The sequence below is a fragment of the Streptomyces sp. NPDC047085 genome, from assembly GCF_040643735.1.
In the GTDB taxonomy this organism is placed as follows: domain Bacteria; phylum Actinomycetota; class Actinomycetes; order Streptomycetales; family Streptomycetaceae; genus Streptomyces.
The window spans coordinates 16,093-41,952 of the sequence record NZ_JBEYUW010000005.1; the positions used below are offsets into that span (position 1 = coordinate 16,093).

The window sequence follows — 25,860 nt, forward strand, 5'->3', positions numbered from 1 at the left end:
GGCAACCAGGGAGCCTCCGACCGACAACCAGCGAGCCGCGCTCGGCCCCGCCGGCCCGGTCTCAGGCCCCCTCGACCCCGGTCACCGGCTGGATGTCCGGCTGCAGCTCGTCCGCGTGCTCGCCCGTGACCAGGTAGACGACGCGCTTGGCGACGGCCACGGCGTGGTCGGCGTACCGCTCGTAGTAGCGGCCCAGCAGCGTCACGTCGACGGCCGTCTCGATGCCGTGCTTCCAGCGGTCGTCGATCAGGTGCTGGAAGAGGGTGCGGTGCAGGAGGTCCATCTCGTCGTCGTCCTGCTCCAGCTGGAGCGCGAGGTCGACGTCCTTGGTGATGATCACCTCGGCGGCCTTGGCCATCAGGCGCTGCGCGAGCTGGCCCATCTCCAGGATGGTGGCGTGCAGGTCCTGCGGGACCGCGCGCGCGGGGAACCGCAGCCGGGCCAGCTTCGCCACGTGCTGGGCGAGGTCGCCCGCGCGCTCCAGGTCGGCGGACATGCGCAGCGACGTGACGACGATGCGGAGGTCGGTCGCCACCGGCTGCTGCCGGGCCAGCAGGGCTATGGCCCGCGCCTCCAGGTCGTGCTGGAGTTCGTCGACCTTCTGGTCGGCCTCGATCACGCTCTCGGCCAGCTTCAGATCGGCGTCCAGCATGGCGGTCGTGGCGCGCCCGATCGCCGACCCGGCCAGCCGGGCCATCTCCACCAGACCGTCGCCGATCGAGTCCAGTTCCTCGTGGTACGCGTCCCGCATCAGGGTTCCCTCTCATAGGTGTGCTTGGTCCCCACGCTCCCACGTTCTGCCTCGTACGCGACCGTTTCCGCCACCCGAAGTGAATCAGTACTGGCTCCAAGGTGAACTCTGGGCGACGAGTGTCCGAGGTCGCACCCGGACGGCTGTGGGTATGTCGTACCCCATGCCTAACCTGGATGCATGGACGTGAACGCGGCGGTCGCCGCAGCGGCAGCGATCGCCGGGGTGCTCACCGGTGTCATCGCCATGCTGGCGTTCCGCTGGAGCGAACGCGACCAGAAGCGACCGACCAGGACTTCTTTGCACACCGATCCCGTACTCCCGCCCGGAGTGGACACCGTACTGTCGGTGCTCCGCTCCTCGGCCGTCGTCCTCGACGAGTCCGACGCCGTGGTCAAGGCCAGCTCCGCCGCCTACGCCCTCGGGCTGGTCCGCGGCGGCAAGCTCGCCATCGAGCCCATGCTCCAGATGGCCCGGGACACCCGCCGGGACGGCGAGATACGCCAGGTCGAGCTGGACCTGCCCCGGCGCGGCACCGGACGGGGCGAGGCCCTCGCCGTCTCCGCGCGCGTGGCCCCGCTCGGCTCCCGCCTGGTCCTGCTGCTGGTCGAGGACCTCACCGAGGCCCGCCGGATCGAGGCCGTACGGCGCGACTTCGTGGCCAATGTGAGCCATGAGCTGAAGACGCCCGTCGGCGCTCTCTCCCTGCTCTCCGAGGCCGTCATGGACGCCTCGGACGACCCCGAGGCCGTGCAGCGCTTCGCGGGCCGGATGCAGATCGAGGCGACCCGGCTGACCAACCTGGTCCAGGAACTGATCGACCTCTCGCGGGTGCAGAACGACGACCCGCTGGAGGACGCCGAGCCCGTCCGGGTGGACGAGCTGGTCGCCGAGGCCATCGACCGCTGCCGCCACCAGGCCGGTACGAAGCAGATCACCATGGCCGCCGGCGGCACCGCCGACCTGCACGTCTGGGGCAACCGCGGCCAGCTCGCGGCGGCCCTCGGCAACCTGGTCGAGAACGCCGTGAACTACTCCCCGGCCCGCACCCGCGTCGGCATAGCCGCCCGCCGCGTCAGTGCCTCCGGCGGCGACATGATCGAGCTCGCCGTCACGGACCAGGGCATCGGCATCTCCGACAAGGACAAGGAGCGCATCTTCGAGCGCTTCTACCGCGTCGACCCGGCCCGCTCCCGGGCCACCGGAGGCACCGGTCTGGGTCTCGCGATCGTCAAGCACGTGGTCGCCTCGCACGGCGGGGAGGTCACGGTGTGGAGCGCCGAAGGCCAGGGCTCCACGTTCACCCTCAGGCTGCCGGAGGCGGGTGCCGCCCGCGACCGTGCCCAGCAGCACCCCGACCTCGACGACGAGGCCGGAGGCACCGCCGAATCATCCCCGTACGAACCGCTTCCCGCCCCGGAGGTCCTTCCGTGACCCGAGTGCTCGTCGTCGAGGACGAGGAGTCCTTCTCCGACGCCCTGTCGTACATGCTCCGCAAGGAGGGCTTCGAGGTCGCCGTGGCGGCCACCGGCCCCGACGGACTCGACGAGTTCGAGCGCAACGGCGCCGACCTCGTCCTCCTCGACCTGATGCTGCCGGGCCTGCCCGGCACGGAGGTGTGCCGGCAGCTGCGCGGCCGCTCCAACGTCCCCGTGATCATGGTGACCGCCAAGGACAGCGAGATCGACAAGGTCGTCGGCCTGGAGATAGGAGCCGACGACTACGTCACCAAGCCCTTCTCCTCCCGCGAGCTGGTCGCCCGTATCCGGGCCGTCCTGCGCCGCCGCGGCGAGCCGGAGGAGGTCACCCCGGCCGCGCTGGAGGCGGGCCCGGTCCGCATGGACGTCGACCGCCACGTGGTGACGGTGTCGGGCTCGAAGGTCGACCTCCCGCTCAAGGAGTTCGACCTCCTGGAGATGCTGCTGCGCAACGCCGGCCGCGTGCTGACCCGTATGCAGCTCATCGACCGTGTCTGGGGCGCCGACTACGTGGGCGACACCAAGACCCTCGACGTCCACGTCAAGCGCCTCCGCGCCAAGATCGAGCCCGACCCGGGCGCGCCGCGGTACCTCGTCACGGTCCGCGGCCTGGGCTACAAGTTCGAGCCGTAAACCGATCCACACGGCGGACGCACGCCATAACGGCATACGACGAAGGGCGGCACCCCAAACGGGGGTGTCGCCCTCGTGCGTACGACGGCCGGGCTACGACGGTCGAGCTACGTCCGCTGGTCTACGACCGCTCAGTGACCGGCGGCCGACTGGGAGGCCGAGTCGCTCGGGGTGGCGCCGGTGGCCGCGTCGGAGGCGGTCGCCGAGGGGCTGGTCTTGTCGCCCTTGGCCGGCTTGCCGCTCGCGGTCGCGCCCGGGGCGCCGGAGGCCGACCCGGAGGCGCTCGGCGAGGCCGGGGCGGACGGGATCTCGCTCGGGCCCCACTCGGTGAAGTAGCTGGTGGCCGGGACCACGTAGGCGCGCAGGCTCACCGCGCCGGCCGAGCTGAAGGTGAAGGTGACCTGCTGCGCGTTGCCGTTCTTGATCGCCTCGCTGCCGTTCGTGAGGAGCGCGGAGGCGTTGTTCTTGCCGCCGATGACCAGCGAGCCGTGCGACGGAATGGTGAGGCTCTGGCCCTTGGCGGGCTTCAGCGTGGCGTCCCCGGCACCCGGGATGCTGATCGACTGCAGCGTCTGCGGGTCCTTGCTGCTGTTGAACAGCGTCGCGGAGATAGCCACCGGGCCCGTCGCCGTCGCGTCGGGCTGGGTGATGATCAGAGCGTTCTGGATCTTGATGTTCCCGACGCTGGTCGCCGCGTTGTCCGGCTTGATGCCCAGGGTCTGCGCGTCGTTACCGGCGCCGCACGCAGCGAGCGAGGCGATCGAGAAGACGATGGCGGAGGCGGCGAGGGCGCCGCGTCGAAGGCTGCTGCTCACGGCGGCGGCAACTCCTTGAACGCAGGGGCGGCTCCTTATAAAGCCGCGCTAAGTGTCTGTCAGCGGCCTTAGGCTACCGAGCCGTTCCCGCGCCGCCGCACCCGACCCTCCCCCAAGCCCCACGATGTCCCTCCGGGTGGGGTACCCCGGGCGCTGCAAGTGACCCGCCGGTCACTTTGCAGGGGCGCTCGTCCGCCATTCGCATAACGCGCTCGTGACACCGCCGTACACATCTCCGCAACACCCCCGGCAAATTTTCCGTGAAGGAATGCGGGCCCATCCCGATATTGATCAACGCGCCGCTTGATCGGTTGCTTCATCCACCCGCAATCCACTCCCGTCCGGTCCCCGTGATCAATTCCGGAATCGTCTCGTACCCGACTCCGGCCACCGAACGGAGTAGCGGAAGTCGTACGCTTGGAAGCGGACAAATCGGGATGTTCGGCCGCCTGGGGGTGGCCTCCGGGGTGTGTGACGTACGCGTTTCACCTCGCCCGGAGAGCCGCTCCGACCTGCGAATTCCCGGTTCCGCGGGGGCGTCGAAGCACGTTCCGGTTGCTGTTGTCAAGCCCCGAGATATGCCCTGACCTGCGAAAACGCCATTCAGAAGACGCCGTATCCGTGTTACCCTGGATAGCCACGGAAGGGGTACCTGTCACATGACGTTCAAGGTTGGCGACACCGTGGTCTATCCCCATCACGGGGCCGCGCTGATCGAGGCCATCGAAACTCGCCAGATCAAAGGCGTGGACAAGACCTACTTGGTGCTGAAGGTCGCCCAGGGTGACCTGACGGTGCGTGTGCCAGCGGACAATGCGGAGTTCGTCGGCGTGCGTGATGTGGTCGGTCAAGACGGGCTGGACCGGGTCTTCGAGGTGCTGCGTGCGCCGTACGCCGAGGAGCCCACGAACTGGTCGCGTCGCTACAAGGCAAACCTGGAGAAGCTCGCCTCCGGCGACGTCATCAAGGTCGCGGAAGTCGTGCGTGACCTGTGGCGTCGTGAGCGCGAGCGCGGTCTCTCCGCCGGTGAGAAGCGCATGCTCGCCAAGGCCCGCCAGATCCTGGTGAGCGAGCTCGCGCTCGCGGAGAACACGAACGAGGACAAGGCCGAGGCGCTGCTCGACGAGGTTCTCGCCTCCTGACGCCTGGCAGGCAGCATCCCCTGCTTGCAGCGAAGCACACTCAGCACAGTGCACATGCCGCGGTGCCCGATGACACTGACTCTGTCGCCGGGCGCTGCGGCATGTTCGTCCCCGGCGATGCCGGTAATGCGGCCTGCCGGCAGCGAATTCCCGCAGCGAAGTCCGGCGGCGCGGCCCGGCAGCGCGGTCCTCAGCGGAAGTCCCGAGCAGTCCCGGCAGACTTTGGAGCGGCTCCGGAGCGACTCCGGCCGGATCCGAGGCCTGAATGGCCGGATTCGGATCACCCGCGACGGGCCGTCCCCACGCCTGCCGTACACCTCGGAGGAAGCCCCCCGATACTTGGTGTGCCGGGCCCGGGCAGATGGCTCGACCAGGGTCACGGAAGGGTCCGGTCAAGGCGTCGCGCCCGGCACTCCTCCAGGCCATACCCACCCAGGCCGAGCACACAAACCTTGACAGGAACCGATGTCTGACGATTCGCGCCCTTCACCCGCACCGGCCCGTCCGGAGGCCGGGTCGCCGTCCCGCCCGGACAGCCGTGTCGCAGCCGTGATCCCGGCCGCCGGCCGGGGCGTACGCCTCGGCCCGGGCGCCCCCAAGGCGCTCCGCGCGCTGAGCGGCACGCCCATGCTGATCCACGCGGTCCACGCCCTGGCCGCGTCCCGCCATGTCTCCCTGGTGATCGTCGTCGCCCCGCCCGACGGCGCCGCCGAGGTCAAGTCCCTGCTCGACGCGCACGCGCTGCCCGAGCGCACCGACTTCCTGGTCGTCCCCGGCGGGGACAGCCGCCAGGAATCGGTCAAGCTCGGCCTCGACGCCCTGCCGCCCGAGTACGGCATCGTCCTCGTCCACGACGCGGCCCGCCCGCTCGTCCCCGTCGACACGGTCGACGCGGTCATCGAGGCCGTACGCGACGGCGCCCCCGCCGTGGTTCCCGCGCTGCCGCTCGCCGACACCGTCAAGGAGGTCGAGCCCGCGGCCGTCCCCGGCGACCCCGAGCCGGTCCTCGCCACGCCCGAGCGGGCCCGGCTGCGCGCCGTGCAGACGCCCCAGGGCTTCGACCGGGAGACCCTGGTCCGCGCCCACGAGACCGTCACCGACAACGTCACCGACGACGCGAGCATGGTCGAGCAGCTCGGCCTGACGGTGGTGACCGTTCCCGGCCACGAGGAGGCCTTCAAGGTCACCCGCCCCCTCGACCTCGTCCTCGCCGAGGCGGTCCTGGCCCGCAGGAGGCTCAACGATGGCTTCTGAGCAGCAGCTTCCGCTGCTTCCCCAGGTCGGCATCGGCACGGACATCCACGCCTTCGAAGAGGGCCGCGAGCTGTGGTGCGCCGGCCTGAAGTGGGAGGGCGAGGGACCGGGCCTGGCCGGGCACTCCGACGCCGACGTCGTCGCGCACGCCGCCTGCAACGCGCTCTTCTCCGCGGCGGGCCTCGGCGACCTCGGGCAGCACTTCGGCACCGGGCGCCCCGAGTGGTCCGGCGCGTCCGGCGTCACCCTGCTGACGGAGGCGGCCCGCATCGTCCGCGAGGCGGGCTTCCGGATCGGCAACGTCGCGGTGCAGGTCGTCGGGCCCCGCCCCAAGATCGGCAAGCGGCGCGACGAGGCCCAGAAGATCCTCTCCGAGGCGGCCGGCGCCCCGGTGTCCGTATCGGGCGCCACGACCGACGGCCTCGGCTTCCCCGGCCGCGGGGAAGGGCTGATGGCGGTGGCCACGGCGCTCGTGGTGCGGGTGGGCTGAGGGCGTGCGAGGGTGCCTGCAGAGTCACCTGTGACCGAGGAGGTACCCCTATGCCCGCCGTCCTCACCGACCGGCTCAAATCCCTGCTCGACACCCCCGTCTTCATCGTGGTCGGCACGATCCAGCCGGACGGCAGCCCGCAGCTGTCCCCGGTGTGGGTGAAACGGGACGGGAACCAGCTCCTGTTCTCCACGACCGTCGACCGCCGCAAGAAGAAGAACCTCGACCGCGACCCCCGGGTGAGCGTCGTCGTCCAGGATCCCGAGAATCCGTACACGTACGGCGAGATCCGGGGCACCGCGGAATTGACCACCCAGGGCGCCGAGGACTTCATCGACGAACTGTCGATGAAGTACACCGGCAAGAAGTACGCGGAGTTCAATCCGGCTTCCGCTCAGGACGCCGATCGTGTGATCGTGCGGATCACGCCCGAGAAGGTCGTCGGGATGATGTGAGGCAAACGGCATCGGGACGATGTGAGGCAAGCGGCACGAGGCATCACTCCGGGCCCACTACCCTGGTGTCGTGACTATTCGCCTGTACGACACCAGCGCCCGGCAGATCCGTGACTTCACCCCGGTCAAGCCGGGCTGTGTCTCGATCTACCTGTGTGGCGCCACCGTGCAGGCGGCACCGCACATCGGGCACATCCGCTCGGGTCTGAACTTCGACATCATGCGCCGCTGGTTCGAGTACCGCGGCTATGACGTCACGTTCATCCGCAACGTGACCGACATCGACGACAAGATCATCACCAAGGCCGGCGAGCAGAACCGCCCCTGGTGGTCCATCGGCTACGAGAACGAGCGCGCCTTCAACGACGGCTACCAGGCCCTCGGCTGCCTCCCGCCGACCTACGAACCCCGCGCCACCGGCCACATCACCGAGATGGTCGAGATGATGCAGGGCCTCATCGAGCGCGGCCACGCCTACGAGGCGGACGGCAACGTCTACTTCGACGTGCGGTCCTTCCCGGGCTACCTGGAGCTGTCCCGGCAGGAGCTGGACAACCTGCAGCAGCCGTCCGGCGCGGGCGAGACCGGCAAGCGGGACCTGCGGGACTTCGCCATGTGGAAGGCGGCCAAGCCCGGCGAGCCGACCTGGCCGACCCCCTGGGGACCGGGCCGGCCCGGCTGGCACCTGGAGTGCTCGGCGATGGCCCACAAGTACCTGGGCACCGCCTTCGACATCCACGGCGGCGGCCTCGACCTGATCTTCCCTCACCACGAGAACGAGATCGCCCAGGCCAAGGCCTACGGCGACGAGTTCGCCCGGTACTGGGTGCACAATGCCTGGGTCACCATGGCCGGCGACAAGATGTCCAAGTCGCTGGGCAACAGCGTGCTGGTCAGCGAGATGGTCAAGCAGTGGCGGCCCATCGTGCTCCGTTACTACCTGGGCACCCCGCACTACCGCTCGATGATCGAGTACAGCGAGGAGTCGCTGCGCGAGGCCGAGTCGGCGTTCGCGCGGATCGAGGGCTTCGTGCAGCGCGTGGTGGAGAAGGCCGGGGGAGTGGTCGAGCCGGCCGCCGAGGTCCCGCCCGCCTTCGCCGAGGCGATGGACGACGACCTGGGCGTCCCGGGTGCCCTCGCCGTCGTGCACACCACCGTCCGGCAGGGCAACAGCGCGCTGGCCGCCGACGACAAGGACGCCGCCGTCGCCCGCCTCGCCGAGGTACGGGCCATGCTCGGCGTCCTCGGCCTCGACCCGCTCGACCCGCACTGGGCCGGCGAGGACGCGAGCCGTGGCGAAGAGCTGCACGGCGTGGTCGACAGCCTCGTCCGCCTCGTTCTCGACCAGCGCGAGTCCGCCCGCGCCCGCAAGGACTGGGCCACCGCCGACGCCATCCGCGACCAGCTGGGACAGGCCGGCCTCGTCATCGAGGACAGCCCGCAGGGCCCCCGCTGGAGCCTCGGCGCCCGCTAGCCGCACCTGATCGACTGCTCGATCGACTGCCTGATCCGCTGCTTGATCGACTGCTTGATCGACTGTGCCGCCCGGCCCCCCGGGCGGCACACTGCATAAGACGTACGTACGAAGCTCAACGGAGACGAGTAACTCATGGCCGCGAACAACCGTCGCATGTCCGGCAAGAAGGGCGCGCAGGTCGGCAGCGGTGGCCAGCGGCGCCGGGGCCTGGAGGGCAAGGGGCCGACCCCGCCCGCCGAGATGCGCAAGGGCCACGCCAAGCAGCGCGCCGCGGCCGCCAAGGCCCGCCGCGCGCAGGGCCGCCCGCAGCAGCGCCGGGGCGCCGGCAAGTCCTCCTCCGAGCTGGTCGTCGGCCGTAACCCGGTAATCGAGGCGCTGCGCGAGGGCGTGCCCGCGAACACCCTCTACGTGCAGCAGTTCATCGACAACGACGAGCGCGTCCGCGAGGCCCTCCAGCTCGCCGCCGAGCGCGGCGGCATCAACCTCATGGAGGCCCCGCGCCCCGAGCTGGACCGCATGACGAACGGCCTCAACCACCAGGGCCTGGTCCTGCAGGTCCCGCCGTACGAGTACGCGCACCCCGAGGACCTCACCGAGGCCGCCTACGACGAGGCCGCGGACCCCCTCATCGTCGCCCTCGACGGCGTCACCGACCCGCGCAACCTCGGCGCGGTCGTCCGCTCCGTCTCCGCCTTCGGCGGCCACGGCGTCGTCGTCCCCGAGCGCCGCTCGGCCGGCATGACCGCCGGCGCCTGGAAGACCTCCGCCGGTACGGCCGCCCGCACCCCGGTCGCCCGCGCCACCAACCTGACCCGGACGCTGGAGGCCTACAAGAAGGCCGGCATCACGGTCGTCGGCCTGGCCGCCGACGGCGAGGTCGAACTCGGCGAGCTGGAGGCCCTGGGGGGTCCGGTCGTCATCGTGGTCGGCAGCGAGGGCAAGGGCCTGTCCCGCCTGGTCGGCGAGACCTGCGACTTCCGGGTGCGGATCCCGATGCCGGGTGGCGCGGAGTCGTTGAACGCCGGTGTGGCGGCGGGCATCGTGCTGTACGAGGCGGCGCGCCGACGTTCCTGAACACGCGTCCGGAACCTCGCCCATACGCGGTAATTCCGGAGTCCAACCGGCGTTCAGGGCGACTTTGACGCGGTCCGGACACATCCGGCCGTTCGGAGCAGTGTCCTAACTCCATGTCACTCGGTTAGATGAGTGTGGACACCAGAACACCCCGCACACCCACGGGGGACCGCTCGTCGGGTTTCCAGTCCGGGCTCGACGACGCTCCCGCGCTGAGCATGGTGAAGGTGCCGAGCGATCCGGCGCAGGTCATCGTCAATCACGCCAGCTTCCGCGTGCAGCTGGGCGCGACGACGAGGCGCGCCCAATCCCAGCGGATCGCCCGGTATCCGAGCGCCGGCCAGGACACCGCCCGCGTGCCGGTCGTGGGCACGGCGGACCGGGCCGGCGCCGCCACCGGCCGCCGCCGCCCCGTCGTCTGGAGCGGCAGGTCGGCCCCGGACGACACCGGCGCCCACCGGCTGCTCCAGGCCGTGCGGGGCAGTAGCGTCCGCTACGCCGACGACCCCGCCACCGAGGCCGGCGCCACCCAGGTCCTCCCCCGCGTCGGGCCCGGGTACGGCGAGACGGGGTACGACGAGTCGGGATACGGCGAGACCGGATACGGCGAGACCTACGACCAGTTCGACCGGATCGCCGAGACCCCCGTCGTCGGCCACCAGCGCAGCGCCCCCGACGCCGGCACCCGCCTGCTGCCGCACATGCGCACGGTCGGCAGCGCCTACGACGACCCCGCGTACGCGGACCCCGGCTACGACGACGCGGGCTACGACGACTCCGCGTACGGCCAACCGCCCTACGGCGACGACGAGTTCGACGACGACGAACTCGCCGCCGACCCGACCGGCGAGCGCACCGCCCGGCACGGCGGCGACGACCCCGCGCGGCACGCCTACTACCCCGGCCGCCGCATGAACCTCGGCGTCGTCCTGCTGCCCCTGCGCATCTTCCTCGGCTTCATCTCCATCTACGCCGGCATGGGCAAGCTCTGCGACCCCGTCTACTTCGACGGCGGCGAACGCGGCTCCATGGTGAAGTGGCTCAACACCCTGCACCCCTGGGAAGTCGCCGAGCCGCTGCGTCAGTTCGCCCTGCACCACCCCGTCGGCTCCGGCCTGGTCATCGCCTTCCTCCAGGTCGTCGTCGGCGTCCTGACCATCCTCGGCTGCTGGCAGCGCGTCGGCGCCGTCGTCGGCGCCCTGCTCTCCGCCGCCCTGATCGTCACCGTCAGCTGGAAGACGGTCCCCGCCTACGACGCCCCCGACATCATCTACCTCGCCGCCTGGTCCCCGCTGATCATCGCCGGCGCCCCCGTCTACTCCGTCGACGGCCGCCTCGCGGGCAGCGCCTGGCGCAACCTCGGCCCCCGCGCCGACATCTGGGAACTGCGCCGCTACGTCCTGCGCCGAGGCGCGCTGATCACGTTCGTCACCGTCGGCCTCACCCTCCTCATCGGCTCCCTGCTCGGCGGCGCCGTACGCGACTCCAGCCGCGTGGTCGTCCCCGGTCCCGGCGACGCCCCCCGCAACAACCTCCCCGGCTCCCCGCTCCCGCAGGACCCCGCCCGCCGGCACAAGAGCACCCCGTCGGCCTCCACGGCGCCGACGGGCGGCGCGACGGCCGGCGCGAGCCCGTCCGGCGCGGCGACGGCCCCGGGGGCCGGCCGCACCAGCGCCGGCACCACCACGACGACGCCCACCCAGACCCAGGGCACCACCGGCCAGGCCCCGCCCCGCCAGTCCGCCCCCACCGGCGGCGCCCCCAGCACCAGCGCGGGCCCGACCAGCGCCGGCGGCACGTCGACGGGCGGTCCCTCCTCCTCCGGCGGCACGAGCAGCTCCGGCGGCTCTTCCTCCTCCGGCCAACCGGGCCTGGTGGGGGGGCTGCTGGGCTGACAGAACAAGAAAAACAAGGGGCCCCGTACCGGCAGGTACGGGGCCCCTTCTGACGTGACGTACGGCTACCGTCCCAGGGCCGCCAGTTCCTTGGCCGCCTCGGTCAGATCCTTCGCCGTGTCGATGGCCCGCCAATAGGCCCCCTGGGGAATGGGGAAACCCGCGAGCCTCCGCTCCCGGGCCAGCCGGGGAAACGTGGTCCGCTCGTGATCCCCCCGCTCGGGGAGCATGTCGGCGAACTCGGGCGAGAACACGTACACACCGGCGTTGATCTCGAAGGTCGACGGCGGGGCCTCGATGAAGTCGGTGATGTGCCCGAACCCGTCGGTCTGCACCGCACCCCACGGAATGCGCGGACGGGCCAGCGCCAAGGTCGCCACGGCATCCCGCTCGGTGTGGAAGTCGGCCATGTCCCGCAGGGAGAAGCGGGTCCAGATGTCGCCGTTGGTGGCGTACCAGGCCCGGTCGGGGTGGGGGAGATGCGCGGCGGCGTACTTGAGGCCGCCGCCGCGGCCCAGGGGCTCCGTCTCCACGACGGTGGTGACGGACAGCGGCAGGTCGGCCGAGTCCAGCCACTTCTGCAGGACCTCGGCGAGGTGGCCGCAGGAGACCACCACGTCCGTCACACCTTCCTCGGCGAGCCAGGTCAGCTGGTGGCCGATGATCGGAGTGCCCGTGCCGGGGATCTCGACCATGGGCTTGGGCCGGTCGTCGGTGTAAGGACGCAGCCGTGAGCCCTGGCCACCGGCCAGGACGACGGCTTGAGTGGGGCGCAACGCGGCGCTCGGATGGGTCATGCTCCGAACTGTACGTGGCGCCCCTGCCGGAACTCCGGCGGCAACGGACTCCTTAAGGAGCCGTTACCCACTTCCGAACCGCTGTCAGCTGTGCGCGGCCAGCACGCCGGAGGCGAAGGCGGTGTCACAGACCGGGCGGGCGTACGACTGGGCGCGCGAGGCGCCGTAGATGCGCACCGCCGCCCTGCCCAGGGCGCGGGCGATGGAGGAGCAGTGCTTCGCCAGCGCGGGGTGGCCGTTGACGGCCTGCTGGAGGTGGGTGAGGACCACGCCCGGGTTCTTGTCCTGCAGCTCGGACATCAGCTGGTCGCGGAGCACGTCCTGCGGGGCGCGGGCGACCGGCCCGGCGGGAATCTCCGCCGAGGAGACGTCCGAGGCGGTGAGCACCGAGCCGGCGGAGCTCCCCGTCCAGTTGACCCGGGTGACCGCGAGGGTTCCGGAGAGCACCAGGAAGACGGGCAGGACGAGGGCGAGAGTGCGGCCGATCCGGCGGGCAGGGCCGCCCCGATGGCCGAGTCGCGTCTGAGAGGTGGTGGAGTGCTTCACGCGTGTGAGGGTAGCGCCCGGTAATGATTTGGCGACATTTAGTCACCCTAATGGGGGATGAATGAGGGCCTCTTTCTGGGTAAGGGGTTGACCCGGCAGCGGAAAGGGCCCCGCGGCGATCAGCCGCGGGGCCCTTCTCGTCAGCCCGTGAGGGAGCCCTGGGGGGAACCCGGGAGGGAGCCCTTCGCTCAGTCGGAGAGGCGCTCGCCCGTGGAGGTCGAGAACACGTGGGTCTCGCCCGGCCGCGGCACGACGTGCAGGGTGGAGCCCTTCTCCGGCACCTGGCGGCCGTTGACGCGGACGACCAGGTCCTTGAGCTCGCCGCCGACCTCGGCGGTGCCGTAGACGTAACCGTCGGCGCCCAGCTCCTCGACGACGTTCACGGAGACGGCGAGACCGGCCGGCGCGTCCGCGGCGTCCTTGGACAGGGAGGACGCGGCGGCGCCGCCGCCCAGCTCGACCACGTCGAAGTGCTCGGGGCGGACACCGACGGTGACCGTGCGGTCGCCCTTGTCGGCGGCTGCCGACAGCGCGTCCCGGTTGACCGGCACCACGCTGTTGCCGAACTTCACACCGCCGTCGGTGATCGGGACCTCGACCAGGTTCATGGCCGGGGAGCCGATGAAGCCGGCGACGAAGAGGTTCGCGGGCTTGTCGTACATGTTCCGCGGCGAGTCGACCTGCTGGAGGATGCCGTCCTTGAGCACGGCCACACGGTCGCCCATGGTCATGGCCTCGACCTGGTCGTGGGTGACGTAGACGGTGGTGATGCCGAGACGGCGCTGCAGCGAGGCGATCTGCGTACGGGTGGACACGCGGAGCTTGGCGTCCAGGTTGGACAGCGGCTCGTCCATGAGGAAGACCTGGGGCTCGCGGACGATCGCGCGGCCCATGGCGACACGCTGGCGCTGACCACCGGAGAGGGCCTTCGGCTTGCGGTCGAGGTACTCGGTGAGGTCGAGGATCTTCGCGGCCTCCTCGACCTTCTGCCGGATCTCCGCCTTGTTGACGCCGGCGATCTTGAGCGCGAAGCCCATGTTGTCGGCGACCGTCATGTGCGGGTAGAGCGCGTAGTTCTGGAACACCATGGCGATGTCCCGGTCCTTGGGCGGCAGGTGCGTGACGTCGCGGTCACCGATGCGGATGGCGCCGGCGTTGACGTCCTCCAGGCCCGCGAGCATCCGCAGCGAGGTGGACTTTCCGCAACCCGACGGGCCGACCAGGACGAGGAACTCGCCGTCCTCGATCGCGATGTCGAGCGCGTCGACGGCGGGCTTGGTGGAACCCGGGTAGATCCGGGTCGCCTTGTCGAACGTGACAGTGGCCATGGTGAAGGGCCCCCTTCTACCGGCAGGAACGTGCCGGACGATCCGTTGTGGAAGGTGGTTGGTGTAGTCCGCACGAGCGAACCAGGTCAGGACGCTACCTTCCGTTCAGCCCCTCTGTCAGCATCCGAACCCCGGTGAACTTCGCAGAAATTTTCGCCGGGGCCGCGCTGGGACCTGGGTACACTGCACAGGCACGTACGCGGCACGCGCGCGTGCGCGCCTCCTTAGCTCAGCTGGTCAGAGCGCCGCTCTTGTAAAGCGAAGGTCGTCGGTTCGAATCCGACAGGGGGCTCCGCGCAGAAGGCCGCCCGCACTGTCCAGTGCGGGTGGCCTTTGTCGTTTGGGCAGGTCAGGGGGTGCGCAGCAGGGAGGCCAGGACTTCTCGCAGGGCGCCTTCCGGGTCGGGGGCGGGGCCTGGGGTGCGCCAGGCGATGAAGCCGTCCGGGCGGATCAGGACCGCGCCGTCGGCGGTGGTGCCGTGGAGCTGGGCCCAGTCGGTGTCCTCGGTGTCCTCGGTGTCGTAGCGCAGGTCCGCGTCCGCGCTCGGGCCGATGCGGTAGGCGTCCAGGCGGATGCCGTCCGTGTCGGCGATGCGGCGGGCGGCGTCGTACCAGCCGGCGTCGTCGGGGGAGTCGGTGAGGAGGACGAGGGAGCGTTCGTACAGGTCGAGGGTGGAGATGCGCTTGCCGTCGCGCCGCAGCCAGAGGTGGGGGGCGCGGGTGCCGGGGCGGCCGGTGAGGGACAGCGCGTCGGGGACGACCGGCTGGTCGGGATCGGAGCCGAGGACGGCGCCGTGGGGGTACTGGTAGCCGAGGACGATGTTGAGGATGCCGCCGCGTTTGGCGCCGCCGACGCCGGGGGCGGGGGCGAAGCCGGGGTGGCTGTGCTCGACGGAGCGGGCCGAGGCGCGGGCGCTGGTGGCGACGGCGACCGGGCGGCGCTCGGCGTCGTAGGTGTCGAGGAGGCCGGGGCCGGCCCAGCCGTCGAGGACGGCGGCGAGTTTCCAGGCGAGGTTGTGGGCGTCCTGGATGCCGGTGTTGGAGCCGAAGGCGCCGGTGGGGGACATCTCGTGGGCGGAGTCGCCGGCGAGGAAGACGCGCCCGCAGGAGTAGTGGTCGGCGACGCGTTCGGCGGCGCGCCATGAGGCCATGCCGGTGATTTTCACGTCGAGGTCGGGGACGCCGACGGCGCCGCGGATGTGGCGCTGGAGGCGTTCCTCGGTGAACTCCTCCAGGCTCTCGCCGCGCTCGGGGTGCCAGGGGGCGTGGAAGACCCAGCGTTCCTTGTTGTCGACGGGGAGGAGGGCGCCGTCGGCGTCCGGGTGGGTGAGGTAGCAGCAGATGAAGCGGCGGTCGCCGACGACGTCGGCCAGCATTGCCGACCTGAACGTGACGCTGACGTTGGCGAACAGGTCGCCGGGGCCGCTCTGGCCGATGCCGAGGGCGTGGCGGACGGGGCTGCGGGGGCCGTCGGCGGCGACCAGGTAGTCGGCGCGGACGGTGTAGCGCTCCTCGGTCTTGCGGTCGAGGATCACCGCCGTCACTCCGTCGGCGTCCTGTTCGAAGGACTCCATCTGGTGGAAGTAGCGGAGGTCGCCGCCGAGTTCGCGGGCGCTGTCGAGGAGGACGGGTTCGAGGTCGTTCTGGCTGCACAGGCACCAGCCGGTGGGGCTGAACTTCGCGATGCCGCCGCCCGGGTCGATGTGCTTGAAGAGCCATTCGCCGGCGTCACCCACAAGGGTCGGCGTCTGGAGGATGCCGTGGTTGTCGGCGAGGAGTGAGGCGGCGGCGTGGATGTCCGGCTCGATGCCGGCCACGCGGAACAGCTCCATGGTGCGGACGTTGTTGCCGCGTCCGCGGGGGTGGATCGAGGTGCCGGAGTGGCGCTCGACGAGCAAGTGCCGGACACCGAGTCGGCCCAGGAACACGGACATGGACAGGCCCACCAGTGAGCCGCCCACGATGAGGACGGGGACCCGGTGGTCGGCTTTTTGATGCATCGAAGCCTCCAGTGACTGGGGTGCGCCTGCGGGGCGCCTGTGACTCTTCATGCCCGCCCACGGTGGCTCCGCGTGCCCAATCACCCGCGTGGTTCATACGAGTCGCGGGCTTGTGGGGACCGGCACAGGATCAAGGAACGCTGCCGTCGCCACATCGCGGCCGGCACCGGCTCTGTCCCGCGAAGGAGATGTGTGCAGGATGACCACGACGTCTGAACGTCCCTCAGAAACGCTGACCCGCGAGGTGTCGAAGCGTGTCTCCCAGTCCGTGTTCGACGGCTCGCCGCTGCGGGTCGTCCTTCTGGTTGACGTGTACGACGGTGCCCAGCAGCAGTTCCTGGAGGCGTACGAGCAGCTGTGCAACCAGGTCGCGAAGGTGCCCGGGCATGTCAGCGACCAGCTGTGCCAGTCGATCGAGAATCCGTCCCAGTGGCTGATCACGAGTGAGTGGGAGAGTGCTCCGCCGTTCCTCACCTGGGTGAACAGCGAGGAGCACGTGCGGATGGTGGAGCCGCTGCACAGCTGCGTCCGGGACACCCGCTCGCTGCGGTTCCACATCGTGCGGGAGACCGGGCAGGCCTCGGCCGCGGCGAGGTCCGGGCAGCGCCGGCTGCAGGCGCACCCGCGCATCGGCGACGGGATGATCCGGCACGCGCTGACGTTCACGGTGAAGCCGGGCAGTGAGGAGAAGGTCAAGTCGATCCTCGCGAACTACGCCTCGCCCGAGGCCCGGGTCGACGACACCACGCGGCTGTGCCGGACCTCGCTGTTCATGCACGGCAACCGGGTGGTGCGCGCCATCGAGGTGCGCGGTGACCTGCTGGCGGCGCTGCGCCACGTGGCCCGGCAGCCGGGGGTGCGGGCGGCGGAGGAGGCCCTCAACCCGTATCTGGAGCAGGACCGTGATCTGGACGACCCGGAGTCGGCGCGGGTGTTCTTCACCCGGGCGGCGCTGCCGGCCGTGCATCACGTGAGCGCGGACGCGCAGCCGGAGGGGGCGCGGCTGGCGCTGTGCTACCCGGCGCGGCCCGGTCAGGGGATGCGGCTGGCCGAGCTGCTCTCCCAGCACGACCAGGCGGCGGCGGAGGACCCGGCGAGCGCGGTGCTGCGCAGCACGGTCTTCCAGCGCGACGACGTGGTGGTGCGGCTGGTCGATGTGCGCGGTACGGACGTCGACGCCCTGCCGCGGGACGCCGGGACGGCGGCCGAGCTGCGGCAGCTGCTCGCCGGTGAGGCGGCCCGGATGGATCTCGTCACCGACCGCCGCTCGCCCGAGGTCTGACCCGGTGAGCGGGTCTTCCCCGGCAAGCGCCGAGGCGGCACACCCTACGGAGGAAGTTGTGATCAAATCCCGTCCGAAAATCGTGGACCTCAGCGAGATCGAGCCCAACACGCGGCGCGGCGGCGATCTGCGCGCCATGCTGACGCCGACGACGGTGGGTGCCACCAGCGGCTTCATGGGCGTGGCCATCGTGCAGCCCGGCGACCGCATCGGTGAGCACTACCACCCGTACTCCGAGGAGTTCGTGTACGTCGTCTGCGGGCAGTTGGAGGTGGACCTGGACGGCGAGCCGACTTCGCTGCGGCCGGAGCAGGGTCTGATGATCCCGGCGCACATGCGGCACCGCTTCCGCAATGTCGGCAAGGTGGAGGCGCGGATCGTCTTCCACCTGGGTCCGCTGGCCCCACGTCCGCAGCTGGGCCATGTGGACACCGAGGAGACGGAGGTCATCGGGGCCGCGGCCGTGGTGACCGAGCCGGCGTCGGCGGGTGCGGCTCGCGCGGCCGAGCGGGATCAGGTGCGGTCATGACCCGGCGCGTGGCGGTCACGGGCATAGGCATCGTGGCCCCGGGCGGGATCGGTGCAGCGGCGTTCTGGGATCTGCTGGCGGGGGGCAGGACGGCGACGCGGGGCATCACGTTCTTCGACCCCTCGGGGCTGCGGTCGCGGATCGCCGCCGAGTGCGATTTCGATCCGGCGGCGTACGGTCTGGACGCGGAGCAGGTGGAGCGGGCGGACCGGTACATCCAGTTCGCCCTGGTGGCCGGCGACGAGGCGGTGCGGGACTCGGGCCTGGAGCTGTCGCGGGAGAACCCGTGGCGGGTCGGGGTGTCGGTGGGTACCGCCGTCGGCGGCACGACCCGGCTGGAGCACGACTACGTCCTGGTCAGCCATGGTGGTGAGCGCTGGGACGTGGACCACCAGCGGGCGGAGCCGCAGCTGCACCGGGCGTTCTCGCCGAGCACGGTGGCGTCGTCGGTGGCGGAGCGGTTCGGTGCGCGCGGTCCGGTGCAGACCGTGTCCACGGGCTGCACCTCGGGTCTGGACGCGGTGGGGTACGCCTTCCACACCGTGCAGGAGGGCCGTGCGGACATATGCATCGCGGGTGCCTCGGACTCCCCGATATCCCCGATCACCATGGCCTGCTTCGACGCGATCAAGGCGACGTCTCCGAACAACGACGATCCCGCGCACGCCTCGCGGCCCTTCGACAACAACCGTGACGGGTTCGTCATGGGCGAGGGCGGAGCGGTGCTCGTCCTGGAGGAGCTGGAGCACGCCCGGGCCCGGGGCGCGCGGGTGTACTGCGAGCTGAGCGGCTACGCCACGTTCGGCAACGCGTACCACATGACGGGTCTGACCAGTGAGGGGCTGGAGATGGCCCGTGCGATCGAGACGGCCCTGGACCAGGCCCGGCTCGACCCGACGGCGATCGACTACGTGAACGCGCACGGCTCGGGCACCCGGCAGAACGACCGTCATGAGACGGCGGCCGTGAAGCGGGCGCTGGGGCCCCACGCCTACGACACCCCGATGAGCTCCATCAAGTCGATGGTGGGGCACTCGCTGGGGGCGATCGGGGCGATCGAGGTGGTGGCCTGTGTGCTGGCGATGGCCGAGCAGGCGATACCGCCGACCGCCAACTACGAGACGCCCGACCCGGAGTGCGACCTGGACTACGTCCCGCGCGTGGCCCGGGAGCGGAAGCTGTCCGGCGTGCTGTCGGTGGGCAGTGGGTTCGGCGGTTTCCAGTCCGCGGTGATCCTGACCCGTCCGAGGGAGTGAGGACTCGATGAGCGCACCGCATGAACGGCGCGCGGCCATCACCGGTATCGGTGTGGTCGCACCCAACGGCACCAGCACGGACACCTTCTGGAAGGCCACCCAGGAGGGGCTCAGTGTGCTCGACCGGGTCACCCGGGAGGGTTGTGACCACCTGCCGCTGAAGGTGGCCGGCGAGGTCCGCTCGTTCGATCCGACGGCGGTCGAGGAGCGGTTCCTGGTGCAGACGGACCGGTTCACGCACTTCGGCATGGCGGCGGCGGACCTCGCGCTGGCGGACGCCCGGCTGGGGCAGGCCGACACCTCGGAGGACCCGTTCTCCATCGGGGTGGTCACGGCCGCCGGTTCCGGTGGTGGCGAGTTCGGCCAGCGGGAGCTGCAGCAGCTGTGGGGCAAGGGGAGCCGGTTCGTCGGGCCGTACCAGTCCATCGCCTGGTTCTACGCGGCGAGCACGGGTCAGATCTCCATCCGCCGCGGTTTCAAGGGCCCGTGTTCGGTCGTCGCCTCCGACGAGGCCGGTGGCCTGGACGCGGTCGCGCATGCCGCGCGGGCGGTGCACCGGGGCACGGACGCGATCGTGGCCGGGTCGACCGAGGCGCCGCTGGCGCCGTACTCGATGGTGTGCCAGCTCGGGTACGAGGAGCTGAGCACGGAGCCGGATCCGTCCCGCGCCTACCGTCCGTTCACCGAGGCGGCGTGCGGGTTCGTGCCCGCCGAGGGCGGGGCGATGCTCGTGGTGGAGGCGGAGCGGTCCGCTCGTGAGCGCGGGGTCGAGACCCGGGCGTTCGTCGCCGGTCATGCGGCGACCTTCACCGGCGCCTCCCGCTGGGCGGAGTCCCGGGAGGGGCTGGCGCAGGCGATCAGGGGGGCGCTGGCGGAGGCGGGCTGTGCTCCGGAGGAGGTCGACGTCGTCTTCGCCGACGCCCTCGGGGTGCCGGAGGCGGACCGGGCCGAGGCGTTGGCGCTCGTGGACGCCCTCGGCGCGCACGGGTCCCGGGTGCCGGTGACGGCGCCGAAGACGGGGATCGGCCGGGGCTACTGCGCGGCGCCGGTGCTGGACAGCGCGGCCGCGGTGCTCGCGATGGAGCACGGGCTGATCCCGCCGACGCCGAACGTCTTCGACGTCTGCCACGACCTCGACCTCGTGACCGGACGGGCCCGGGTCGCCGAGGTGCGTACGGCGCTGGTCCTCAGCCGGGGACTCATGGGGTCGAACTCGGCGCTGGTGCTGCGGCACGGCGCCGCACAGGCGAACAGCAAAGGAGAAAGCACATGACCGCCCAGATCACCGTCGAAGAGCTGGCCGGGCTGATGAAGAAGGCCGCCGGCGTCACCGTCTCCCCCGAGGTGCTGGAGCTGCCCGAGACCGCGTTCGAGGCGCTCGGGCTCGACTCGCTCGGCCTGCTCGGCATCGTGGGGGAGCTGGAGAACCGGCACGGCACGCCGATGCCGCCCGACGCGGAGCGCTGCAAGACGCCCCGTCAGTTCCTCGACCTCGTCAACACCACTCTGATGGCAGGAGCCTGACATGGCAGGACACACCCAGAACGAGATCACCATCGCCGCTCCGCTCGACCTGGTCTGGGACATGACCAACGACCTGGAGAACTGGCCGCGGCTGTTCAGCGAGTACGCGTCCGTCGAGGTCCTCTCCCAGGAGGGCCGCAAGACGACGTTCCGGCTGACCATGCACCCGGACGAGAACGGCACGGTGTGGAGCTGGGTCTCGGAGCGCGAGCCCGACCCGGCCACGCACACCGTGAAGGCCCGCCGGGTGGAGACGGGTCCCTTCGCCCACATGGACATCCACTGGGCGTACGAGGAGGTGCCCGCCGGCACCCGGATGGTGTGGACGCAGGACTTCGCGATGAAGCCGGACGCCCCGGTCGACGACGACTGGATGACCGACAACATCAACCGGAACTCCAAGATCCAGATGGCGCTCATCCGGGACAAGATCGAGAAGGCCGCCGCCGGACACCGGCCCGCACCGGCCCTGGCCGACTGACGCCGGCCCGCGGCGGGAGAGGACGAAGTCCATGCACCAGGCACTGATCGTCGCCCGGATGGAACCGGGATCGGCTCAGCACATCGCGAAGATCTTCGCGGACTCGGACCGGGGCGAACTGCCGCACCTGGTCGGGGTGCGCCGCCGCAGCCTCTTCCAGTTCGGCGATGTGTACATGCACCTCGTCGAGTCGGAGAGCGACCCGGGCCCGGCCATCGCCAAGGTGGCCGGCCACCCCGAGTTCCGGGACATCAGCGAGCGCCTGTCGGCGTACGTCAGCGCGTACGACCCGGAGACCTGGAGGTCGCCGAAGGACGCGATGGCGCAGCGCTTCTACGTGTGGGAGCGCGACTGAGCCGTACGGCACTCCGGACGGCCACCGGCCGCCGGGCCCGCAGCGTCGCGGGCCCGGCGGCCGGTGTTCTGTGTGCCTGTTCTGCGCGCCTGTTCCGCGCGCCCGGGGTCGGGCAGGTCAGGCGGGGACGTGGCAGTCGAAGGCGTGCAGGTAGGGGTTGACCGGGCTGACGTCGTCCACGACGAGGCCCGCCGCGGTCAGTCGGCTGCGCATGCTGTCGGTGGTGTGCTTGGCGCCGCCGACGTTGAGGAGCAGCAGCAGGTCCATGGCGGTGCTGAAGCGCATCGAGGGGGTGTCGTCGACGAGGTTCTCGATGACGATGACCCGGGTGCCGGGGCCGCCGGCCCGGACGACGTTGCCGAGGGTCCTGGCCGTGCTCTCGTCGTCCCATTCGAGGATGTTCTTGATGACGTAGACATCGGCCTCGACGGGGACGGCGGCGCGGATGTCGCCGGGGACGATCCTGGTGCGGTCGGCCAGGTCGCCGCCCTCGCGCAGCCTCGGCAGGGCGTTCTCCACGACCCGGGGCAGGTCTAGCAGGCTGCCGCGCATCGCCGGGTACTTGTCCAGCAGGCAGGCCACCACGTGGCCCTGGCCGCCGCCGACGTCCGCGACGGACCGGGCGCCGGACAGGTCGAGCAGAGCCGCGACCTCCCGGGCCGACTGCTCGCTGGAGCGGGTCATGGCGCGGTTGAAGACGTCTGCGGACTCCGGGGCGTCCTCGTTGAGGTAGGCGAAGAACTCCTTGCCGTAGAGGTCCTCCACGACGTTGTGGCCGGTGCGGACGGCCTCGTCGAGCTTCGGCCAGGCGTCCCAGGTCCAGGGCTCGGTGCACCACAGGGCGATCGCGCGCAGGCTGTTCGGGTCGTCCTCGCGCAGCAGCCGGGACATCTCGGTGTGCGCGAAGGTGCCGTCGGGCCGCTCGGCGAAGACGCCGTAGCAGGACAGGGCCCGCAGCAGCCGGCGCAGCGGCTTGGATTCGGTCTTCACCGCGGCCGCGAGCTTCTCGACGGCCATCGGCTCGTTGTCGAGGGCGTCGGCGACGCCGAGCCGGGCGGCGGCCCGGACGGCGGCGGCGCAGGCCGCCCCGAACACCAGCTCGCGGAGCCGCATCGGGGGCGGTGGGGCTGTTTCAGCGGTCGTCATCTGCCGCCCTTTCTCGTTCTTCGGCCTTCGTCGGTCCTTCAGAGGCAGCGGGCGGGCGGTCAGCACAGGCCCGCGGGCTTCGAGGTGCGGCAGCTGTTGCCCTCGAAGACGTTGCCCTTGCCCGCGCCCTTGCCCGTTTCCGTGTTCACGAGGTCGGCCGGGGAGTTGCCGGCCAGCCAGTTGTCGTCGACGCGGCTCTTCTCCGTGGTCACGCCCACGAAGCTCTTGAGCAGCACGATGCCGCCGGACAGCGGTGAGGTGCCGGAGTTCTCCGTGACGACGTTGCCGGTCACCCGGACCTTCTCGGTGCCGGTGACGACGATGCCGGAGCCCTGCAGCTTGGGCAGCCGCGCGGTCTTCGGGCAGGACTTGTTGTTCGCGTTGACGAGGTTGCCGATCACGGTCAGGTCGCCGGCCTTCGGCTTGTTCTCGTCGCCCACGACGAACACGCCGGCGCAGTTGCCGCCGACGGCGTTCTCCGCGACGGTGAGGTTGCGCAGCCGGCGGACGGTGATGCCGATGCGGTTGTTCTCCAGCCGGTTGTGTTCGAGGAGCGTCTCTCCGGCGTCGTAGGCGCCCGCCTCCTCGTTGATGGTGTTCGCGAGGAACACGCCAGCGTCGCCGTTCTCGCGGGCGTAGTTGGACTGGATGATCCCGTGCACGGACCGCTCCTGGGCGATGCCCCACACCGCGTTCTTGACGGCGTTCACCCGGCGTACGGTCATGGTGTCCGTGGCCATGCCGAAGACGCCGGCCCGGCTGAAGCCGGTCACGGTCAGGTCGGAGACGGTGACGCCCTCGACGTTCTTGGTCTTGGTGCCGATCACACAGATGCCGATGCCGCTCCCGGCGCAGGTGGGTGCGGCCGTCCGGGCGGCCTTCACGGGGGCGGGTTTGATCACCGTGCTGCTGCCGGTGCCGCGCAGGGTCACTCGGGGCGTCTTGATCGTGACGCTCTCGTGGTAGGTGCCGGGCAGGACGAGGACGGTGTCCCCGGCCTGCGCGGCGTTCACCGCCTTCTGGATCGACTGGCCCGGATGGACCACGAGGGTCTTGTGGGCGGCTGCCGCGGGCGTCGCACCCAGGGTGGCGCCGACGAGGACGGTGGTGCACGCGAGATATGCGAGGTGACATCTCTTCATATCGCGAACCGTATGACCGATTAATCCAGCCTTGCCCGGATAGGCCATCCGGCGGCGTGTCAGCTCCCGCGCAGCGCCCGCCCGATCTCCAGCTGCACGGGCTCGAGAGACCGGCCGTCCTCGATCTCCCACAGACAGTTCTGCAGCACCCGTCCGAGCGTCCACGCCCGCGCCCGCTCCTGGTCCAGGCCCAGCACACCGGTCAGCACGTCGAAGCGTCCGCGGGTGCCGGCGGGGTCGTACCGGTTGACGATCGCGGGCAGCAGCTCGAAGCCGGGGTCGCCGGCCAGCGGCTTGGGGTCGATGGCGAGCCAGGGGGCGCGGTCGGCGGCCAGGACGTTGTCGTAGTGCAGGTCCCAGTGCAGCAGCCGGTCGCCCGGCTCGGCCGCCACCTCGCGCATCGCCGCCGCGCAGTCCCGCAGCAGCCGCCGGTCCGCCGGATCGGACACCCGTCCGAGCGCCCACGGCACCTGCTCCAGCATCGCCCGCGCGATGTCACCCAGGTGGCGCATCCCGGCCGGGGCGGGCCGCGAGGTCAGCCGGGCCAGCAGCCCGGCGATGACCCGAACCGCCTCGCGCGCGTCGGGCATCCGGCTTAGGGCCTGTCCGGCGGATCCTGTCGCAGACGCGGGGTCTGGCACGCACATCTCGGCGTTGTCGTCGGTCGCCGACGCTCCGCGTCGACTCCCTCCTCCGCCTTGCATCTGCACGCACCAGACCCCGCTCACCAGCGCTTATGAGGCTCCGTTTCCTTCCTGCGACCTGATCCGCCGGACAGGCCCTAGCGCGCGGCGCTCGTCCAGCCGCTCGAGCAGGAGCGTGCAGGTCGGCTCGTCGTGCTCCAGCAGCCGTACGGCCCCGTCCCCGCCCCAGGCCCGCAGGGCGGCGGGCTCGCCCGCGCTCTCCTCGTCGAGGAGCTGCAGCTTGAGCGCGGCCGGTGTGCTGTCGGCCCGGACCACCGGCAGCACCAGCGCGGCCACCCCGTACATCGCGGGCCCCTCGACGCCTTAGGGCCTGTCTTCCGGATCTTGCCGGCGTCGCGGGCCCTGGCACGCACATCTGCGGCGTTGTCGTCACTCGCCGACGCTCCGCGTCGACTCCCTCCTCCGCCTTGCAGCTGCACGCACCAGACCCCGCTCGGGTCCGCCAGGAGGGCCCGGTAGGCCGGAGCCGGCCTGATCCGGAAGACAGACCCTAGCCCCCAACGCTCCAGGAACTCCTCGGCCCGCCGGGGCAGAACCGCGACGAAGGCCCGCCCCGCCGCACCGTTGAATTTCTCCTGAGAAGCGGCAAGCTCGCCAGGCACCTCGATCACCCTGCCGACCATACTGACGCTTGTGAACCGGGTCAGCGGATTTCGGCGTGGGCTCCGGGCGGTCGCGGACTACGTGCGCAGCGCGCCCGGTACCTATGTCTGGCTGCTGATCCTGTTCGTCACCACCGTCGCCCTGCACCACATGTCGCCGGACTTCGAGGAGGACTTCCTGCGGCAGCGGTCGACCAACATCCACGAGCTGTCGCGGAACCCGCTGCGGGTGCTGATCACCAGCGCGATGTGGATCGACAGCGGGCGCTGGCTGCCGTACGCCCTCCTGTACACCGTCTTCCACGCCCAGGCCGAACGCTGGCTCGGCACGCTGCGCTGGCTCGCGGTGTGCGTGGCCGCGCACGTGTTCGCCACGCTGATCAGCGAGCTGGCCCTGCTGAAGGCGATCCACGACGGACACGCCCCGCGGTCGGCGGTCAACACCCTGGACATCGGCGTGAGTTACGCGCTGGCGGGGGTGATGGCGGTGCTCACCTACCGGATCGCCTCGCCGTGGCGGTACCTGTACCTGGCGGCTCTGGCCGTCGTGTACGGGGTCCCGCTGGCCGCCGGCCGGACCTTCACCGACTTCGGGCACGTCCTGTCCGTTCTGATCGGGCTCGCCTGTTATCCGCTGGTCAGAGGCCGTGGAAAAGCATGGAATCCGAAGGAGACACTGGCCGCCCTCAGGGGTTAACGTCCCGC

Annotated in this window: 25 protein-coding genes, 1 tRNA gene and 2 pseudogenes; 18 read left to right on the forward strand and 10 right to left on the reverse strand. The window is 70.9% G+C overall.

The genetic code is table 11. From position 1 onward, the window contains the following. Positions 1-61: 61 nt before the first annotated feature. Complete coding sequence (phoU, locus tag ABZ865_RS18720; protein ID WP_361231272.1) at positions 62-751, reverse strand: phosphate signaling complex protein PhoU; 690 nt, start codon at positions 749-751, stop codon at positions 62-64. A gap of 180 nt (positions 752-931) precedes the next feature. Between phoU and ABZ865_RS18725 the strand changes: the two genes are divergently transcribed. Both ABZ865_RS18725 and ABZ865_RS18730 read left to right on the forward strand, forming a co-directional pair. Then, a complete protein-coding gene (locus ABZ865_RS18725) occupies positions 932-2,185 on the forward strand; it encodes an ATP-binding protein (protein ID WP_361231274.1) in 1,254 nt (417 codons plus the stop codon). Further along, positions 2,182-2,862, forward strand: coding sequence for a response regulator transcription factor (locus ABZ865_RS18730; RefSeq protein WP_010358452.1), 681 nt, complete (start codon positions 2,182-2,184; stop codon positions 2,860-2,862). The genes ABZ865_RS18725 and ABZ865_RS18730 overlap by 4 nt, the downstream gene beginning before the upstream one ends. Before the next feature lie 131 nt (positions 2,863-2,993). Here ABZ865_RS18730 and ABZ865_RS18735 read toward each other — a convergent pair whose 3' ends face one another. After that, the gene (locus tag ABZ865_RS18735; protein WP_361231276.1) at positions 2,994-3,677 is read right to left on the reverse strand and encodes a DUF461 domain-containing protein; all 684 of its coding nucleotides are present in this window, start codon (positions 3,675-3,677) and stop codon (positions 2,994-2,996) included. 659 nt (positions 3,678-4,336) lie between these two features. On the opposite strand from ABZ865_RS18735, the gene ABZ865_RS18740 reads away from it, so the two are divergent. From ABZ865_RS18740 to ABZ865_RS18770, 7 genes are all read left to right on the forward strand, one after another. After that, on the forward strand, positions 4,337-4,819 hold the full coding sequence (locus ABZ865_RS18740) for a CarD family transcriptional regulator (protein WP_003953493.1): 483 nt from the start codon (positions 4,337-4,339) through the stop codon (positions 4,817-4,819). A 465-nt stretch (positions 4,820-5,284) separates the two neighbouring features. After that, positions 5,285-6,073: a 2-C-methyl-D-erythritol 4-phosphate cytidylyltransferase gene (gene ispD, locus ABZ865_RS18745; RefSeq protein ID WP_361231278.1), complete on the forward strand. Its 789-nt coding sequence runs from the start codon at positions 5,285-5,287 to the stop codon at positions 6,071-6,073. Further along, positions 6,063-6,563 (forward strand): 2-C-methyl-D-erythritol 2,4-cyclodiphosphate synthase, encoded by a 501-nt coding sequence (gene ispF / locus ABZ865_RS18750; protein WP_361231280.1) that lies wholly within the window; start codon positions 6,063-6,065, stop codon positions 6,561-6,563. The genes ispD and ispF overlap by 11 nt, the downstream gene beginning before the upstream one ends. A 50-nt stretch (positions 6,564-6,613) precedes the next feature. Next, the gene (locus ABZ865_RS18755; protein WP_361231282.1) at positions 6,614-7,018 is read left to right on the forward strand and encodes a PPOX class F420-dependent oxidoreductase; all 405 of its coding nucleotides are present in this window, start codon (positions 6,614-6,616) and stop codon (positions 7,016-7,018) included. Between the two features lie 70 nt (positions 7,019-7,088). Beyond that, positions 7,089-8,492, forward strand: coding sequence for a cysteine--tRNA ligase (gene cysS, locus ABZ865_RS18760; protein WP_361231284.1), 1,404 nt, complete (start codon positions 7,089-7,091; stop codon positions 8,490-8,492). Between the two features lie 135 nt (positions 8,493-8,627). Beyond that, a complete protein-coding gene (gene rlmB, locus ABZ865_RS18765; protein WP_361231287.1) occupies positions 8,628-9,569 on the forward strand; it encodes a 23S rRNA (guanosine(2251)-2'-O)-methyltransferase RlmB in 942 nt (313 codons plus the stop codon). Between the two features lie 128 nt (positions 9,570-9,697). Continuing rightward, complete coding sequence (locus ABZ865_RS18770; RefSeq protein ID WP_361231289.1) at positions 9,698-11,464, forward strand: DoxX family protein; 1,767 nt, start codon at positions 9,698-9,700, stop codon at positions 11,462-11,464. Between the two features lie 65 nt (positions 11,465-11,529). On the opposite strand, the gene ABZ865_RS18775 is transcribed toward ABZ865_RS18770, so the two are convergent. From ABZ865_RS18775 to ugpC, 3 genes are all read right to left on the reverse strand, one after another. Continuing rightward, complete coding sequence (locus tag ABZ865_RS18775) at positions 11,530-12,261, reverse strand: nucleotidyltransferase family protein (RefSeq protein ID WP_361231291.1); 732 nt, start codon at positions 12,259-12,261, stop codon at positions 11,530-11,532. Between the two features lie 84 nt (positions 12,262-12,345). Then, positions 12,346-12,807: a hypothetical protein gene (locus ABZ865_RS18780; RefSeq protein WP_361231293.1), complete on the reverse strand. Its 462-nt coding sequence runs from the start codon at positions 12,805-12,807 to the stop codon at positions 12,346-12,348. A gap of 188 nt (positions 12,808-12,995) precedes the next feature. Continuing rightward, complete coding sequence (ugpC, locus tag ABZ865_RS18785) at positions 12,996-14,135, reverse strand: sn-glycerol-3-phosphate ABC transporter ATP-binding protein UgpC (RefSeq protein WP_361231295.1); 1,140 nt, start codon at positions 14,133-14,135, stop codon at positions 12,996-12,998. Between the two features lie 218 nt (positions 14,136-14,353). Between ugpC and ABZ865_RS18790 the strand changes: the two genes are divergently transcribed. Continuing rightward, a tRNA-Thr gene (locus ABZ865_RS18790) sits at positions 14,354-14,427 on the forward strand. A 57-nt stretch (positions 14,428-14,484) separates the two neighbouring features. Here the strand turns inward: ABZ865_RS18790 and ABZ865_RS18795 are convergent. Then, positions 14,485-16,134, reverse strand: a complete 1,650-nt coding sequence (locus ABZ865_RS18795; protein WP_361231297.1) for an FAD-dependent monooxygenase — start codon at positions 16,132-16,134, stop codon at positions 14,485-14,487. Between the two features lie 199 nt (positions 16,135-16,333). Between ABZ865_RS18795 and ABZ865_RS18800 the strand changes: the two genes are divergently transcribed. The 7 genes from ABZ865_RS18800 to ABZ865_RS18830 are packed head-to-tail and all read left to right on the forward strand — an operon-like array spanning position 16,334 to position 21,561. Then, positions 16,334-17,416, forward strand: coding sequence for a SchA/CurD-like domain-containing protein (locus ABZ865_RS18800; protein WP_361231299.1), 1,083 nt, complete (start codon positions 16,334-16,336; stop codon positions 17,414-17,416). A 58-nt stretch (positions 17,417-17,474) separates the two neighbouring features. Beyond that, positions 17,475-17,945 (forward strand): cupin domain-containing protein, encoded by a 471-nt coding sequence (locus ABZ865_RS18805; RefSeq protein WP_361231301.1) that lies wholly within the window; start codon positions 17,475-17,477, stop codon positions 17,943-17,945. Further along, positions 17,942-19,201 carry a beta-ketoacyl-[acyl-carrier-protein] synthase family protein gene (locus ABZ865_RS18810; RefSeq protein WP_361231303.1) on the forward strand — a complete coding sequence of 420 codons (1,260 nt, stop codon included), beginning with the start codon at positions 17,942-17,944 and terminating at the stop codon, positions 19,199-19,201. Before ABZ865_RS18805 ends, ABZ865_RS18810 begins: the two co-directional genes overlap by 4 nt. 7 nt (positions 19,202-19,208) lie before the next feature. Continuing rightward, entirely contained in the window at positions 19,209-20,474 is a 1,266-nt protein-coding gene (locus tag ABZ865_RS18815; RefSeq protein WP_361231305.1) for a beta-ketoacyl synthase N-terminal-like domain-containing protein, read from the forward strand. Continuing rightward, positions 20,471-20,725: a phosphopantetheine-binding protein gene (locus tag ABZ865_RS18820; RefSeq protein WP_361231307.1), complete on the forward strand. Its 255-nt coding sequence runs from the start codon at positions 20,471-20,473 to the stop codon at positions 20,723-20,725. The genes ABZ865_RS18815 and ABZ865_RS18820 overlap by 4 nt, the downstream gene beginning before the upstream one ends. A gap of 1 nt (position 20,726) precedes the next feature. Then, positions 20,727-21,206, forward strand: coding sequence for an SRPBCC family protein (locus ABZ865_RS18825; RefSeq protein WP_361231309.1), 480 nt, complete (start codon positions 20,727-20,729; stop codon positions 21,204-21,206). 31 nt (positions 21,207-21,237) lie between these two features. Further along, positions 21,238-21,561 carry a TcmI family type II polyketide cyclase gene (locus ABZ865_RS18830; RefSeq protein ID WP_361231311.1) on the forward strand — a complete coding sequence of 108 codons (324 nt, stop codon included), beginning with the start codon at positions 21,238-21,240 and terminating at the stop codon, positions 21,559-21,561. Between the two features lie 117 nt (positions 21,562-21,678). Here the strand turns inward: ABZ865_RS18830 and ABZ865_RS18835 are convergent, their stop codons facing one another. The 4 genes and pseudogenes from ABZ865_RS18835 to ABZ865_RS18850 all read right to left on the reverse strand — a co-directional run. Beyond that, positions 21,679-22,707, reverse strand: coding sequence for a methyltransferase (locus ABZ865_RS18835; protein WP_361231313.1), 1,029 nt, complete (start codon positions 22,705-22,707; stop codon positions 21,679-21,681). A 59-nt stretch (positions 22,708-22,766) separates the two neighbouring features. Then, positions 22,767-23,849 carry a right-handed parallel beta-helix repeat-containing protein gene (locus ABZ865_RS18840; protein ID WP_361231316.1) on the reverse strand — a complete coding sequence of 361 codons (1,083 nt, stop codon included), beginning with the start codon at positions 23,847-23,849 and terminating at the stop codon, positions 22,767-22,769. A 59-nt stretch (positions 23,850-23,908) separates the two neighbouring features. Further along, a pseudogene (locus ABZ865_RS18845) lies at positions 23,909-24,850 on the reverse strand (aminoglycoside phosphotransferase family protein); the annotation flags it as partial. Between the two features lie 194 nt (positions 24,851-25,044). Further along, a pseudogene (locus ABZ865_RS18850) lies at positions 25,045-25,176 on the reverse strand (hydroxyurea phosphotransferase); the annotation flags it as partial. Between the two features lie 10 nt (positions 25,177-25,186). On the opposite strand from ABZ865_RS18850, the gene ABZ865_RS18855 reads away from it, so the two are divergent. Continuing rightward, a complete protein-coding gene (locus ABZ865_RS18855; protein ID WP_361231318.1) occupies positions 25,187-25,852 on the forward strand; it encodes a rhomboid-like protein in 666 nt (221 codons plus the stop codon). Positions 25,853-25,860: the final 8 nt, after the last annotated feature.

What these genes read in the sequence shown, in the direction of transcription:
- ABZ865_RS18810 (WP_361231303.1), top strand. Translation starts at nt 17,942, where the DNA reads ATGACCCGGCGCGTGGCGGTCACGGGCATAGGCATCGTGGCCCCGGGC.
- ABZ865_RS18795 (WP_361231297.1), bottom strand. Translation starts at nt 16,134, where the DNA reads ATGCATCAAAAAGCCGACCACCGGGTCCCCGTCCTCATCGTGGGCGGC.
- ugpC (WP_361231295.1), bottom strand. Translation starts at nt 14,135, where the DNA reads ATGGCCACTGTCACGTTCGACAAGGCGACCCGGATCTACCCGGGTTCC.
- ABZ865_RS18820 (WP_361231307.1), top strand. Translation starts at nt 20,471, where the DNA reads ATGACCGCCCAGATCACCGTCGAAGAGCTGGCCGGGCTGATGAAGAAG.
- ABZ865_RS18800 (WP_361231299.1), top strand. Translation starts at nt 16,334, where the DNA reads ATGACCACGACGTCTGAACGTCCCTCAGAAACGCTGACCCGCGAGGTG.
- ABZ865_RS18755 (WP_361231282.1), top strand. Translation starts at nt 6,614, where the DNA reads ATGCCCGCCGTCCTCACCGACCGGCTCAAATCCCTGCTCGACACCCCC.
- ABZ865_RS18770 (WP_361231289.1), top strand. Translation starts at nt 9,698, where the DNA reads ATGAGTGTGGACACCAGAACACCCCGCACACCCACGGGGGACCGCTCG.
- ispF (WP_361231280.1), top strand. Translation starts at nt 6,063, where the DNA reads ATGGCTTCTGAGCAGCAGCTTCCGCTGCTTCCCCAGGTCGGCATCGGC.
- ABZ865_RS18725 (WP_361231274.1), top strand. Translation starts at nt 932, where the DNA reads ATGGACGTGAACGCGGCGGTCGCCGCAGCGGCAGCGATCGCCGGGGTG.
- rlmB (WP_361231287.1), top strand. Translation starts at nt 8,628, where the DNA reads ATGGCCGCGAACAACCGTCGCATGTCCGGCAAGAAGGGCGCGCAGGTC.
- ABZ865_RS18775 (WP_361231291.1), bottom strand. Translation starts at nt 12,261, where the DNA reads ATGACCCATCCGAGCGCCGCGTTGCGCCCCACTCAAGCCGTCGTCCTG.
- phoU (WP_361231272.1), bottom strand. Translation starts at nt 751, where the DNA reads ATGCGGGACGCGTACCACGAGGAACTGGACTCGATCGGCGACGGTCTG.
- ABZ865_RS18740 (WP_003953493.1), top strand. Translation starts at nt 4,337, where the DNA reads ATGACGTTCAAGGTTGGCGACACCGTGGTCTATCCCCATCACGGGGCC.
- ABZ865_RS18835 (WP_361231313.1), bottom strand. Translation starts at nt 22,707, where the DNA reads ATGACGACCGCTGAAACAGCCCCACCGCCCCCGATGCGGCTCCGCGAG.
- ABZ865_RS18830 (WP_361231311.1), top strand. Translation starts at nt 21,238, where the DNA reads ATGCACCAGGCACTGATCGTCGCCCGGATGGAACCGGGATCGGCTCAG.
- ABZ865_RS18815 (WP_361231305.1), top strand. Translation starts at nt 19,209, where the DNA reads ATGAGCGCACCGCATGAACGGCGCGCGGCCATCACCGGTATCGGTGTG.
- ABZ865_RS18840 (WP_361231316.1), bottom strand. Translation starts at nt 23,849, where the DNA reads ATGAAGAGATGTCACCTCGCATATCTCGCGTGCACCACCGTCCTCGTC.
- ispD (WP_361231278.1), top strand. Translation starts at nt 5,285, where the DNA reads ATGTCTGACGATTCGCGCCCTTCACCCGCACCGGCCCGTCCGGAGGCC.
- ABZ865_RS18825 (WP_361231309.1), top strand. Translation starts at nt 20,727, where the DNA reads ATGGCAGGACACACCCAGAACGAGATCACCATCGCCGCTCCGCTCGAC.